The following is a 12,466-nucleotide window of genomic DNA, read 5'->3' as shown; positions in this document are numbered from 1 at the left end:
GCGCGCAAGATCGAGAACTCGCTCGCCTCGGTGCAGGGGCTCAAGCACATCTACACCAACCTGTCCGACGGCACGGCCATCATCACGGTGGAGTTCCGCCTCGAGAAGCCGACGCAGGAGGCGGTGGACGACGTGCGCGATGCGGTCGCCCGCGTGCGCTCCGACCTGCCGGCCGACCTGCGCGACCCGGTGATCCAGAAGGTCAACCTCGCTGGCACGCCCATCCTCACCTACACCGTGTCGTCCACCCGCATGGACGACGAGGCGCTCTCCTGGTTCATCGACAACCAGGTCTCCAAGACCATGCTGTCGGTCAACGGCGTGGGCGCGGTCACGCGCGTGGGCGGCGTCTCGCGCGAGGTGCGCGTCGAACTCGATCCGGGCCGCATGCTGGCCCTCAACATCACCGCGGCCGACGTCTCGCGCCAGCTGCGCCAGATCCAGCAGGAGGCCTCGGGCGGGCGCGCCGACCTGGGCGGCGCCGAGCAGTCGGTGCGCACACTGGCGACCGTGCAGTCGGCCGACGAGCTGGCGGCGCTCGACATCACGCTCAGCGACGGCCGCCACGTGCGCCTGGACGCCATCGCCAAGGTCAGCGACACCGTGGCCGAGCAGCGCCAGGCGGCCCTGCTCAACGGCAAGCCGGTGGTGAGCTTCGAGATCGTGCGCTCGCGCGGCGCGAGCGAGATCGACGTGACCAACGGCGTGCGCGCCGCGCTCGACAAGCTCAAGGCCGAGCACCCCGACATCACCATCACCGAGGCATTCAACTTCGTCGACCCGGTGATCGAGAACTACGACGGCTCGATGAAGCTGCTGTACGAAGGCGCCTTCCTGGCGGTGCTGGTGGTGTGGCTGTTCCTGCGCGACGGGCGCGCCACCTTCGTCTCGGCGGTCGCGCTGCCGCTGTCGGCCATCCCCACCTTCGCCGTGATGCACCTGATGGGCTTCACCGTCAACGTGGTGACGCTCTTGAGCCTGTCTCTCGTCGTCGGCATCTTGGTGGACGACGCCATCGTGGAGATCGAGAACATCACGCGCCACCTGCGCATGGGCAAGACGCCCTATCAGGCGGCGATGGAGGCGGCCGACGAGATTGGCCTGGCGGTCATTGCCACCACCTTCACGCTGATCGCGGTCTTCCTGCCCACGGCCTTCATGGGCGGCGTGCCGGGCAAGTTCTTCGTGCAGTTCGGCTGGACGGCGGCCATCGCGGTGTTCTTCTCGCTGGTGGTGGCGCGCATGCTCACGCCCATGATGGCGGCCTACATCCTGCGCAAGCCCAAGAAGGAAGACAGCGGCGACGCGGCGTGGATGCGGATCTACATGCGCTGGGCCGCCTGGTGCCTGAAGCACCGCGCCTGGACGCTCGTCGGCGCGGCGGTCTTCTCGATCGGCTCCTTCGCGCTGGTGCCCTTCCTGCCCACCGGCTTCATCCCGCCCGACGACCTCTCGCAGACGCAGGTGACGCTGACCCTGCCGCCCGGCAGCACCTTCAAGGAGACCTTCACGCTCGCCGAGCAGGCGCGCGAGATCGTGCAGAAGAACCCGCAGATCAAGATGATCTACACCGCCATTGGCGGCGGCAGCGCGGGCGCCGACCCGTTCGCGCCCTCCGGCGGGGGCGACGTGCGCAAGGCCGTGCTCACCATCAACATGACCCACCGCGACGAGCGCAGGGGCGTGAGCAAGCAGGACATCGAAAGCCAGCTGCGCGCCGCGCTGGAGGCGCTGCCCGGTGCCCGCGTGAAGGTGGGCCTGGGGGCGTCGAGCGAGAAGTACGTGCTTGTGCTGGCCGGCGAGGACGGCCGCGTGCTCATGGCCCACGCCGCGCAGGTGGAGCGCGAGCTGCGCAGCATCCCCGGCATCGGCGCCGTCACCTCCACCGCGAGCCTGGTGCGGCCCGAGCTGATCGTGCGGCCCGACTTCGCGCGCGCCGCCGACCTGGGCGTGACCTCGGCCGCCATCGCCGACACCCTGCGCATCGCCACCGCCGGCGACTACGACCAGGGCCTGGCCAAGATGAACCTCAGCGAGCGCCAGGTGCCGGTGGTGGTCAAGCTGGCCGACGACGGCCGGCAGGACCTGCCCCTGCTCTCGCGCCTGCCCGTGCCCGGCGCGCGCGGCCCCGTGCCGCTGTCCAGCGTGGCCACCATCGAGATCGCGAGCGGCCCGTCGGAGATCGCGCGCTTCGACCGGCGCAAGAACGTCAACTTCGAGATCGAGCTGAACCAGCAGCCGCTGGGCGCCGTGCAGGCTGCGGCCGAGAACCTGCCCAGCATGAAGAACCTGCCGAGCGGCGTCACGCAGACCGCGGTCGGCGATGCCGAGGCCATGGGCGAGCTGGTGACGGGCTTCCTGCTCGCCATGGCCACCGGCGTGCTGTGCATCTACATCGTGCTGGTGCTGCTCTTCAAGGACTTCGTCCAGCCTGCCACCATCCTGGTGGCCCTGGTGCTCTCGATCCCGGGCGCGTTCTTCGCGCTCTTCGTCACGCACACGGCCTTCTCCATGCCGTCGATGATCGGCCTGATCATGCTGATGGGCATCGCCACCAAGAACTCGATCCTGCTGATCGACTACGTGGTGCTGGCGCGGCGCGAGCACGGGCTGAACCGCTGGGACGCCATCCTCGACGCCTGCCACAAGCGCGCACGGCCCATCGTGATGACCACCATCGCCATGGGCGCGGGCATGCTGCCCATCGCCATCGGCCTGGGGGTGGACCCGAGCTTCCGTGCGCCCATGGCCATCGTGGTGATCGGCGGGCTGATCACCTCCACCTTCCTCAGCCTGCTGGTGATCCCGGTGGTGTTCACCTTCGTGGACGACATCGAGCAGTGGGTGTCGAAGCACACCAAGCGCCACCACCATGCGGCGCACCAGCCTTCGCTGGCGGCGGACGCCAGCGAAGGCAAGTAGGGCGAAGAGGAAGAAAGCCGCTCAGCGGCGCAGCGGCGGCGTGACGTCCCCGCGCGCCGTGATCTCCGGGGGCGGCAGGTGGCCGCGCTCCAGGCGGTCGTCGAGCTCGGCGATGGTCGCGGCCAGCGAGTTGGCCTGCTGTTCCAGGCTCAGGCGCGTCTCGTCATGCAGGCGGTCCATGCGCGCCAGCAGGTCGGCGCGCGCCTCGTACGAAGACTGCGACACGCGCAGCAGCTCCGCGCTCAGGAAGGCGCGCAACTCGACGAAGCGCGAGGCCTCGGCCTTGTCGGCCAGCTCGCGCTGCGTCTGCAACTCGCGCGTGTGGCGGCGGGTCTCGATCAGCATGCCGGCCTGCTGCGTGATCGCCCAGGTGGTGAAGAGCAGCGCCAGCAGGAACAGCAGCCCCAGCATGATGATGCCCAGCGGCGCTTGCACCGTGGTGAAGAAGAGCGAGAGCGTGGTCGGCGCCGTGAAGGCGGTCCAGTTGAGCAGCGCGAACACGCCGATCAGCAGCAGCACGGCGATCAGGGACAGGGCACGGGTCATGGGTGTCTCCTGGGCGAACCTGGGGCAGGCGGTCGCAGGCAGGATACGCCCGGCCGCCTCGCGCCGGCTGTAGGACAGGCCCGGTTCCTGGTGCGGGAGACTAGCCCGCCACCACCTGCTTCATCTGCCGGATACGTGCGTCGCGCCGCGCCTGCGCCTCTTCCTTTGCCACCTGGCAGCGCGGGCCGCTGAACTCGGCCTCCAGCGCATCGAGGAACACCCGCGTGCGCGCCGGCATCAGCCGCCGGCCGGGGAAGACCGCCCAGGCGGCGTTGCTGGGCAGGTACCAGTCGACCAGCACCGGCATCAGCTCGCCGCTTTGCACATAGGGCTCGGCGAAGTGGTCATGCACGGCGGCGATGCCCACGCCGGCGCGGGCCAGGCGGATCAGCAGCTCGGGCGAGTTGGCGCGGGCACGCACCGGCGGCACGCCTTCCCAGCGGGCGTCGCCGCGCGTCAGCACCCAAGGCAGGGCGTCGCCGGTGCGCGTCAGGATCTGCAGGCTGTCGTGCTCCATCAAGGCCTCGGGCTCGGGCGGCACGCCATGCTTCTTCAGGTAGCTGGGGGCGGCATACAGGCCGTTGGAGAAGGTCGCCACGCGGCGCGCGGCCAGCGAACTGTCTTCGCCCAGCTCGCCCATGCGCAGGGCCAGGTCGAAGTTCTCGCCGATCAGGTCGACGCGGCGCGGCGACAGGTCCAGCTCCAGCGAGATCGCCGGGTAGCGCTCGACGAAATCGCCCAGCACGCGGCCCAGCACCAGGGTCGCAAAGTCTTGCGGCATCGACACCCGCAGCCGCCCGCTCGGCTTTGCCTGACGGTGCTGGGCCAGCGCACTGGCGGCCTCGACCTCGTCGGCCACCTGGCGGGCGTGTTCGAGCACGCCGTGGCCGAAGTCGGTGACCGTGAGCTTGCGGGTCGTGCGCAGCAGCAGGCGTTCGCCCAGGAGGGCCTCCAGGGCGGCCAGGCGGCGCGACACGGTCGACTTGGGCAGCCCCAGGCGCTCACCGGCGCGGCTGAAGCTGCCTTCTTCCACCACCCGGGCGAAGAGCAGGAGGTCGTTGGGTTCGATCTGGTTCATGGTGTCCACCGTTTCTCTGGCGGAACAATGTTATCCATTTCTACATCTTCCGCTTTGTTTTCGGGATAACTACATTGACTCCATCGCAACCGAATTCACCAGGAACCCCACCATGAACATCCTCCAGATCAACTCCAGCGCACGCACCGTCGGCTCGCATTCCACCCGTCTGGCCAACGACGTGGTCCAGCGCCTGCAGGCCAGCAACGGCAAGTCATCGCTCACTTTGCGCGACCTGGGCAAGACCCCGCATCCGGCCCTGGACGAAGCCACGCTGGGCGCCCTCTTCACCCCGGCCGAGCAGCGCAGCGCCGAGCAAGTGGCCCGCGTGGCCCTGGACGAAGCCCTGATTGCCGAGGTGCAAGCCGCCGACGTGTTGGTGCTGGGCGTGCCCATGTACAACTTCGGCGTGCCCGCCGCGCTGAAGAACTGGATCGACGCCATCGCCCGCGCCGGCGTCACCTTCAAGTACACCGACAAGGGCCCGCAGGGCCTGCTGACCGGCAAGAAGGTCTACATCACGCTCGCCCGCGGCGGCCTGTACCGCGACACACCGGCCGACACCCAGGTGCCGTACTTGAAGACAGTGCTGGGCTTCCTCGGCATGACCGACATCCAGTTCGTCTACGCCGAAGGCCTGGCCATGGGCCCGGAAGCCGAAGCCAAGGCGCTGGCCTCGGCCGAAGCGCAGATCGACGCCCTGCTGGGCGAGGCGGTCGCGGCCTGAGGGTCAGGCCAGAGCGCGGAGCCGATGCAGACGCTGCGTCAGCTCCGCCACCCGCTCGCCAAGGGACTCGTCGGGCGCAATCAGCCCCGGCAAGTAGTCAAGGAAGTGCGGCGTTTCCAGCAGGGCGCGGAAGCGCTCGGCCAGGTAGCCGCGCAGTTCCGGCTCCACCTGCTCGACTTCGGCCAGCAGCTGCGGCCGGCCATCCAGCACATTGAAGATGTCTTCCAGGTCGTGGCTGCCGAGCACGTCACCACGCCCGCGGTCCGCGAAGGCTTCGAACTTCGTGGCGATGAATGCCGGGGCCGTGATGACGCGGATGACCCTGCCACTGGGCAGGCTGGTGGGGGTCGCCGTCCTCACGACCAACGGGTACCACCGGTTGGCAAAGCCGAGGATCCGTGGGTCGGTCGGCATCAGGTCGACTTCCAGACGTTCCAGGCGCCAGCGGCAGATCGGTGCCTCTTTCGACATGTCGCGCTGGAAGCCGCGAGCGGCCAGCTGCGACTCCAACCGGTGGTAGTCGGACAAGGCGGCCACTTCCGCCGTCAAGTCCACGTCGTAGGTCACCCGCACCGGCGCGGCCGCTGCGTCGGTGATGAGGAGGCCGGCGGCACAGCCGCCCACGAAGACCAGCTGCTCGGTCAACGGGCCGAGCGCTGCGGCCACCAGCTCGACCTTGGCGAGGTTCGGATCGGCAGCCTTCATTCGAAGTAGCCCTCCAGCAACCGCTCGGCCGCATTGCGCTCGCGCGCCTGGCCGGACCGCAAGGCATCGAACAAGGCCAGCAGCGCGTACAGCTCGGGGTTGCGAAGCGCCGCAGCAGGGACCGACGGATAAAGCGGCACAAGGCTCTGTCCGCGCACCGTTCCCCTGGCATGGGGCCAGACAGGCACCGGGTCGGCCGATGGCGCAATCACGCCTGCCAAAGGCTGCGCCGCATAGGCGGTCGGCACACCACGCGCCATCGCACCGCGCAAAGGCGGGAAGGCATAGCGGGCACCGTGAAGCAAGAACTCCTTCAGCTGCGGCTTCAGCACCACGGGGCGACGTTCCTGAAACATCGCCAGGCCCGATACGGCGGCTCGCCTGAGTGCTGCGTGAACGGCCGACGAGGCCAGCCCGGTCAACTCGGCCAATTCGGGGTAGCTGGCAGCTTGGCCGCGCCGCGCCAGCAAGGCAAGGAGCACATACAGATCCTGCGGCTTGAGGCTGGGCTGCTGGTTGCTGAGTTTGGCCATATTCTCAATTCTTGAAGTGAGAATTGTGCCGTGACTTCAGCGGAAATCAAAGAGCCAGACCACCGATTCTTATTTCAAGAATTGAGAAAAGTGTGCTCTCCACGCGACCGGAGCCACTCAGAGCGAGGCGGCGCCGATCTCCCTTGTCCCCTCGCACAACGGGTAATGGCTGCACCCCAGCACCCGCTGACCGGCCAGCGGCCCCTGCGACTGCACCCGCTCCACCATCGGCCCGCCGCACAGCGGGCAGGGCTGGTTGCGCAGGCGCCAGGCCGAGGGCGGCAGCGTGGTGTCGAGGAAGGGGCCCTCGCGGCGCACCACCACCGGCAGCGTCTTTTCCTCACGGGCGAACAGCAGGTCGCGCAGCAACTGGCCGTCGATCAGCTGGATGCTGCGGCCTTCGGCGAAGTGGATCGCCTCGGGCGTGAACACGCCCGAGGTCAGCACGAAGCCGCCCACCGCGCCGCGTGAGGCCATCAGGCCATGCAGCTCGCGCAGCGGCGCCACACCGACCGCGTTGGAGCGCCAGGGCTTGCAGTCGACGAGATAGCGGTCGTGTCCGCGCATGAGCACCATGTCGACCGCGCGCCCGCCGCCGCCCCCGGTTTCGCTGACGGCATAGCCGCGCAGCCGGAAGCCTTCGGCCGCCATCTGCTCGAACTGGTTCCAGCCCACGCCCTGGAGCAGCTCCGCCCCCACCGGCAGGGCCAGGGCCGGCGCGGCGCGGCGCTGCCTGAGGCGGGCCGCAAGCCGCTTCAAGATGCCCAGCTGTCGCACGGATGTCATTGCGCCTTGTGGTGTTCGCCGCCCTGCTCTGCAAGGCGCAGGCTAACCGAGCCCGCAGGTGGCCACAAGGCGGCGCGCCCCAGGGGGGATTGCCTGGGGTAGACACCCTCGATGCGGCATGCGGAAATGGCTTGCCGCAACGCTGCCTCCCCTGCCGATGCGCCACGCCCTGCCGATCCGCACGCGCCTCACCTTGCTGGTGCTGGCCACGGCCTTGCCGCTGATCGCACTCATCGCCTACAACGGCTACACCACCGCCCGCCAGGACACCGAACGGGCCCGCGCCGAAGCGCTGCGCGCGGCGCGCGCCGCTGCCCTCGAGACCGAGAGCATGCTGGCCGGTGCCCGGCGGCTGCTCGACCAGATGGTGCGCCGCCCCGGCGTGAGCGCGCTCGACCCGCAGCGCTGCGACCCGATCTTCGCGAGCTTCCGCGACCTGTTCCCGATCTACACCAACCTCGCCACGGTCACCCGCTCAGGCGTGGTGGCGTGCAGCGCCCTGGCGCCGCCGCCAGGCAGCACGCCGCAGATCAACCCCAGCCTGCCCCTGAAGGAGGCCTTGCAGACCGGCCGCTTCGCCGTCGGCCAGGTCAGCCGCGGCATGTTCAGCGGACGCCGCGTGCTGCTGGTCGCCCAGGCCCTGCCCGCCGTGACCGGCAGCAGCGAGGCGCCCGGCGTGGTCACGCTGGCGATCGACCTGGCCTCGCTGCGTCTCGCACCCGGCCAGGGCGAGCTGCCGCCGCAGGCCCAGGTCAGCGTGGTCGACGCCCACGGCCTGGTGATGGCCAGCAGCGTCGACCCCGACGAGCGCATCGGCCAGAGCCTGGCGCAACTGCCCTGGTTCCAGCAGCTGACCCCCGGCCAGGCCCACACCGGCGAGTCGCCCGACACCGAGGGCGTGCGCCGCATCTACGGCGTGGTGCCGGTGCCGGGAACGCCCTGGCACGCCGCCGTGGGCATCCCGGTCGAACTGGTGTACGGGCCGGTGCGCCAGCGCACCATCTGGAGCGCGGGGCTCGCCGCCCTGGCCGTGCTGATCGCCGCCGCGCTCGCCTATGCCTTCGCGCGGCGCACGGCGGCGCCGGTCGAGGCCATGGCCGCGGCGGCGCGGCAGGCCAGCGCCACGCCCACCGCAGGAGCCCTGCGCGGCCTCGACCTCGACGGTGCGCCGCGCGAGGTGCAGGCCCTGGCCGACGACTTCAGCAGCATGCTCGATGCCCGCGCCATCGCCGAGCAGACGCTGCGCGAGCGCGAGGAACGCCAGCGCCGCACCGGCGAGCTCGCCCGCGTGGCGGGCTGGGAGCTCGACATCGCCACGATGACCACCAGCACCTCCAACGAGATGCGCCTGCTGCTCGACGTGCCGCCCGACGCCACCTACACGATCGAAGAGGGCTACCAGTTCTGCGCCCCGCAGGTGCGCGCGCAGGTCGAAGCCGTGGTGCGCGCGGCCATCACCGAGGGCACGCCCTGGGACATGGAGATCCCCATGGTCACGGCGAAGGGCCGCAACCTGTGGACGCGCTCGCGCGGCCGCGTGGTGATGAACCAGGGCCGGCCCGAGCGCGTGCTGGGCGTGATCCAGGACATCACCGACCTGCACGAATCGCAGGAGAAGCTGCTCGAGAACGAGAGCCTGCTGCGCATCGCCAGCAAGCTGATGCACATGGGGGCCTGGGTGGTGCGGCTGCGCGACCTCAAGCTCGTCTGGTCCGACGAGGCCTGCGTCATGCACGAGATGCCCCCCGGCGCCTCGCCCACGCTGGAGGAGGCCGGCCGCTGCTACGCCCCCGAGTACCGCGACGCGGTGCGCGAGGCCTTCACCGCGTGCGCGACGCAGGGCATCCCCTACCAGCTGGAGGTGCAGATCATCACCGCCACCGGGCGGCGGGTGTGGGTGCGCACGCAAGGCGAGGCGGTGCGCAACAGCCGCGGAGCGATCTCGCGCGTGCATGGCGCCATCCTCGACATCGGCGAGGCACGCCAGGCGCGGCTCGAGCTCGAGAGCCACCGCCACCACCTGGAGATGCTGGTGGCCGAGCGCACCGTCGACCTCGAGGCCGCGCGCAACGCGGCCGAGGCGGCCAACCGCGCCAAGAGCGCCTTCCTGGCCAACATGAGCCACGAGATCCGCACGCCGATGAACGCCATCATCGGCCTCACCCACCTGCTGCAGCAGGACACGGCCGACCCGCATGCGCGCGCCCAGCTCGACAAGGTAAGCGCCGCCGCACACCACCTGCTGGGCATCATCAACGACATCCTCGACCTCTCCAAGATCGAGGCCGAGCGCCTGGAGCTCGAAGACCGCGAGTTCGAGACCGCGCAGATCATCGCCAACGCCCAAAGCATGCTGCGCGACCGCGCCGAAGCCAAGGGCCTCACGCTGCACACCGAACTCGCCCCCGGCATGCCGGCGCGCCTGCGCGGCGACCCGATGCGCCTGGAGCAGATCCTGCTCAACTTCCTCAGCAATGCCATCAAGTTCTCGGAGCGCGGCGACATCCACGTGCATGCGCGCGCCGTGCCGGCCGCCGACAACACCGTGATGCTGCACGTGGAGGTGCAGGACCACGGCATCGGCATCAGCCCCGAGCAGCAGGCGCGCCTGTTCCAGCCCTTCTCGCAGGCCGACGACTCCACCTCGCGCCGCTATGGCGGCACCGGCCTCGGCCTCGTGATCGCCAAGCGCCTGGCCGGCCTGATGGGCGGCAACATCGGCGTGCGCAGCGCGCCGGGCGCGGGCAGCACCTTCTGGATGACGGCGCGCCTGGCCACCGTGCCCGACGAGCCGCCTGACACCGAGCCCGCGCCGCTCTCGGCCGAAGACCACATCTGCGCGCGCCACCCCGGCACCCGCGTGCTGCTGGTCGACGACGACCCGGTGAACCAGGAGGTCACGCTCGCCCTGCTGCACCGCCTGCACTTCGACACCGACGTGGTGGGCGACGGCGCGCAGGCGGTGGAGCACGTGCGCCAGCACGAGTACGCGCTGGTGCTGATGGACGTGCAGATGCCGGTGATGGACGGCCTGCAGGCCGCGCGCACCATCCGCACCCTGCCCGGGCGCGCGCACCTGCCCATCCTCGCGATGACGGCCAACGCCTACGCCGAAGACCGCGAGGAGTGCCTGGCCGCCGGCATGAACGACCACATCGCCAAGCCGGTGGCGCCCAAGCAGCTCTACGCCTGCCTGCTGCGCTGGCTCGACGGGGCGCGCGCTACGTCTTGAGCCCGGCGCGCGCCTGCAGCGCCGCCTCGCGCACGTGGCAGCCTTCGAGGTGGTCGTTGACCAGGCCCATCGCCTGCATGAAGGCATAGACCGTGGTCGGGCCGACGAAGCTCCAGCCACGCTTCTTCAGGTCTTTCGACATCGCCAGCGACTCCGGCGACGTGGTCTGCGCCTTCAGCGCGGCCAGCGTGAGGTGCTTCGGCCGCGACGACGGTGGTGGCTCGAAGCGCCACGCATAGGCCGCCAGCGAGCCGAACTCCTTGCGCAGTTCGAGCACGCGCTGGGCGTTGTTGATGGTCGACTCGATCTTGCCGCGGTGGCGCACGATGCCCGCGTCGCCCAGCAGGCGCTCGATGTCGCGTTCCTTGTAGCGCGCGATGCGCTCGGCCTCGAAGTGGTCGAAGGCGGCACGGAAGTTCTCGCGCTTGTTGAGGATGGTGAGCCAGCTCAGGCCCGACTGGAAGCCTTCGAGGATGAGCTTCTCGAACAGGCGCCGCTCGTCGGTGACGGGGAAGCCCCATTCGTGGTCGTGGTAGTGCTGGTAGGCGGGCGTCGCCTCGCACCAGAAGCAGCGGTGGGCGCCGTCGGCGCCGGCGAAGAGGCCGGGGGCGGGTTTCGTCATGGCGGTCCGTTCATTCGATTCAGATCAGGCCCACGCAGCCGGCCACACCGCAGTGGCACTGCATGCGGCCGCGGTGGTGCGTGGCGCCGTAGTTCACGGTGATCTCTTCGCCGACACCGATGTCGCGCAGCGCATAGAACTCCACGCGGCCCTGGTTCAGCTTGAGCACCGCGTTGGGCCGGCACGAGTGGTTGGCAAAGCGCAGCGCGTCGGTGGACTGCGAGGCGTCGATGGCGCGGCGCTCGGAGACGGCGATCATCATGATGCGGCCCACTCCCTTGCTGCGCCGCTGCGCCTCCTGCGTGCTCACCGGTTCGCCGCGCACCTCGCCGATCTTGCGGCGTGCCGTGATGGGCTCGGCGGCGAAGGCGCCCTGCCCGTCGATCGCACTCGCTCGCACTTCGAGCGCGGCCTGCTGCGGGCCGCGCCGCGCGCGCGTCGGCGCAGCCGGTTCAAGCGGAGGCAGCTCAGTCAGTCGGGGCATGGACACGATTGTGGCGTCAAGCCAGCCGAGCCCATCAATCTGCGCAGCAAGTCACGCCCTGCGCGACTCGAACCCGAAGTGACGCCTGGATCGCATGCTTTTCCGTACATGTCGTTGCACTCGCGCCGATAAGCTCTGCATCAGGATTGAACACAGGGAATGACACCATGAACACCTCGCTCGCTGCCCACCCGCTGGCCCCGCGCCACGCGCGCGCCGCGGCGCAGGCCGCCACCATCGAATGGGAAGAGATGCCCCCGCTCGCACCGCGCATGGTGCCGATGGACTTGCGCCCCGCCGCCACCAAGCCGCTGATCGTGCGGCCCTCGACCGCGGCCGAGTTCAACACCGCCTGGGGCGTGACCATGCCAGCGCACCTGGACAGCACGCCGCAGCCGGTGCCGTTCCAGGAGGCCGCCATCCGCGGCCTGGTGATGCGCGAAGTCGACGAACCCGATCTTTTCAAACACTTCTTCGGCTAGGAACGAAGCCCCCACGTCGCTGCGCTCCTGCCCCCCGAGGGGGCGCCAACTCCACGGCCGGGCAAAGCCCGTTCCGTGAGTTGTTGCTTGATGGCGCTCGGCCTGGCGGCGCGCTCTATTTGTCTACAAAGGCCCGCTCGATGACGAAGTGCCCCGGGTGGCTCATGTTGCCCTCGGTCATGCCCAGCTTGTCGAACAGCGCGCGCGTGTCGCGCAGCATCTCGGGGCTGCCGCACAGCATGAAGCGGTCGTTCTCCTTCGACAGCGGCGGCAGGCCGATGTCGTGCATGAGCTTGCCGGTTTCCATCAGCGTGGGGATGCGGCCCTGGTTGCGGAAGGCCTCGCGCGT

At 69.7% G+C, this 12,466-nt stretch carries 11 protein-coding genes and 1 pseudogene; 4 read left to right on the top strand and 8 right to left on the bottom strand.

Annotation, left to right across the window (positions count from 1 at the left end):
• The coding region (locus VFL64_RS10790) for an efflux RND transporter permease subunit (RefSeq protein WP_489540377.1) at window positions 1-2,922 on the top strand (2,922 nt) is incomplete at its 5' end.
• A gap of 21 nt (window positions 2,923-2,943) precedes the next feature.
• Here the strand turns inward: VFL64_RS10790 and VFL64_RS10785 are convergent.
• Together VFL64_RS10785 and VFL64_RS10780 are read right to left on the bottom strand one after the other, a co-directional pair.
• The gene (locus VFL64_RS10785; protein WP_489540376.1) at window positions 2,944-3,468 is read right to left on the bottom strand and encodes a LapA family protein; all 525 of its coding nucleotides are present in this window, start codon (window positions 3,466-3,468) and stop codon (window positions 2,944-2,946) included.
• 100 nt (window positions 3,469-3,568) lie between these two features.
• Complete coding sequence (locus VFL64_RS10780) at window positions 3,569-4,546, bottom strand: LysR family transcriptional regulator (protein WP_489540375.1); 978 nt, start codon at window positions 4,544-4,546, stop codon at window positions 3,569-3,571.
• Window positions 4,547-4,658: 112 nt separating this feature from the next.
• Here VFL64_RS10780 and VFL64_RS10775 point away from each other — a divergent pair, with 112 nt between their 5' ends.
• Window positions 4,659-5,273 (top strand): FMN-dependent NADH-azoreductase, encoded by a 615-nt coding sequence (locus VFL64_RS10775; protein WP_489540374.1) that lies wholly within the window; start codon window positions 4,659-4,661, stop codon window positions 5,271-5,273.
• Between the two features lie 3 nt (window positions 5,274-5,276).
• Here the strand turns inward: VFL64_RS10775 and VFL64_RS10770 are convergent, their stop codons facing one another.
• From VFL64_RS10770 to VFL64_RS10760, 3 genes are all read right to left on the bottom strand, one after another.
• Window positions 5,277-5,978 (bottom strand): hypothetical protein, encoded by a 702-nt coding sequence (locus tag VFL64_RS10770; RefSeq protein WP_489540373.1) that lies wholly within the window; start codon window positions 5,976-5,978, stop codon window positions 5,277-5,279.
• On the bottom strand, window positions 5,975-6,511 hold the full coding sequence (locus VFL64_RS10765; RefSeq protein ID WP_489540372.1) for a LexA family transcriptional regulator: 537 nt from the start codon (window positions 6,509-6,511) through the stop codon (window positions 5,975-5,977). The genes VFL64_RS10770 and VFL64_RS10765 overlap by 4 nt, the downstream gene beginning before the upstream one ends.
• 117 nt (window positions 6,512-6,628) lie before the next feature.
• Window positions 6,629-7,297: a restriction endonuclease gene (locus VFL64_RS10760; RefSeq protein ID WP_489540371.1), complete on the bottom strand. Its 669-nt coding sequence runs from the start codon at window positions 7,295-7,297 to the stop codon at window positions 6,629-6,631.
• 157 nt (window positions 7,298-7,454) lie between these two features.
• Here VFL64_RS10760 and VFL64_RS10755 point away from each other — a divergent pair, with 157 nt between their 5' ends.
• Entirely contained in the window at window positions 7,455-10,529 is a 3,075-nt protein-coding gene (locus VFL64_RS10755; protein WP_489540370.1) for an ATP-binding protein, read from the top strand.
• On the opposite strand, the gene VFL64_RS10750 is transcribed toward VFL64_RS10755, so the two are convergent.
• Window positions 10,519-11,151: a DNA-3-methyladenine glycosylase I gene (locus VFL64_RS10750; protein ID WP_489540369.1), complete on the bottom strand. Its 633-nt coding sequence runs from the start codon at window positions 11,149-11,151 to the stop codon at window positions 10,519-10,521. The genes VFL64_RS10755 and VFL64_RS10750 overlap by 11 nt on opposite strands.
• A 19-nt stretch (window positions 11,152-11,170) precedes the next feature.
• Window positions 11,171-11,635, bottom strand: coding sequence for an SET domain-containing protein (locus tag VFL64_RS10745; RefSeq protein WP_489540368.1), 465 nt, complete (start codon window positions 11,633-11,635; stop codon window positions 11,171-11,173).
• A gap of 167 nt (window positions 11,636-11,802) precedes the next feature.
• Here VFL64_RS10745 and VFL64_RS10740 point away from each other — a divergent pair, with 167 nt between their 5' ends.
• Window positions 11,803-12,117 carry a hypothetical protein gene (locus tag VFL64_RS10740; protein WP_489540367.1) on the top strand — a complete coding sequence of 105 codons (315 nt, stop codon included), beginning with the start codon at window positions 11,803-11,805 and terminating at the stop codon, window positions 12,115-12,117.
• A gap of 115 nt (window positions 12,118-12,232) precedes the next feature.
• Here VFL64_RS10740 and VFL64_RS10735 read toward each other — a convergent pair.
• Window positions 12,233-12,466 (bottom strand): annotated as a pseudogene (locus tag VFL64_RS10735) (ferredoxin--NADP reductase); the annotation flags it as partial.

Source organism: Rhizobacter sp. (genome assembly GCF_035702065.1).
Classification (GTDB): domain Bacteria; phylum Pseudomonadota; class Gammaproteobacteria; order Burkholderiales; family Burkholderiaceae_C; genus Rhizobacter.
Note: the sequence above shows the minus strand (reverse complement) of the source record. Positions and strands in the feature narration are given on the sequence as shown.

Excerpts from the sequence above, each read along its gene's own strand:
- VFL64_RS10785 (WP_489540376.1), bottom strand. The coding sequence starts at position 3,468 with ATGACCCGTGCCCTGTCCCTGATCGCCGTGCTGCTGCTGATCGGCGTG.
- VFL64_RS10780 (WP_489540375.1), bottom strand. The coding sequence starts at position 4,546 with ATGAACCAGATCGAACCCAACGACCTCCTGCTCTTCGCCCGGGTGGTG.
- VFL64_RS10775 (WP_489540374.1), top strand. The coding sequence starts at position 4,659 with ATGAACATCCTCCAGATCAACTCCAGCGCACGCACCGTCGGCTCGCAT.
- VFL64_RS10770 (WP_489540373.1), bottom strand. The coding sequence starts at position 5,978 with ATGAAGGCTGCCGATCCGAACCTCGCCAAGGTCGAGCTGGTGGCCGCA.
- VFL64_RS10765 (WP_489540372.1), bottom strand. The coding sequence starts at position 6,511 with ATGGCCAAACTCAGCAACCAGCAGCCCAGCCTCAAGCCGCAGGATCTG.
- VFL64_RS10760 (WP_489540371.1), bottom strand. The coding sequence starts at position 7,297 with ATGACATCCGTGCGACAGCTGGGCATCTTGAAGCGGCTTGCGGCCCGC.
- VFL64_RS10755 (WP_489540370.1), top strand. The coding sequence starts at position 7,455 with ATGCGCCACGCCCTGCCGATCCGCACGCGCCTCACCTTGCTGGTGCTG.
- VFL64_RS10750 (WP_489540369.1), bottom strand. The coding sequence starts at position 11,151 with ATGACGAAACCCGCCCCCGGCCTCTTCGCCGGCGCCGACGGCGCCCAC.
- VFL64_RS10745 (WP_489540368.1), bottom strand. The coding sequence starts at position 11,635 with ATGCCCCGACTGACTGAGCTGCCTCCGCTTGAACCGGCTGCGCCGACG.
- VFL64_RS10740 (WP_489540367.1), top strand. The coding sequence starts at position 11,803 with ATGAACACCTCGCTCGCTGCCCACCCGCTGGCCCCGCGCCACGCGCGC.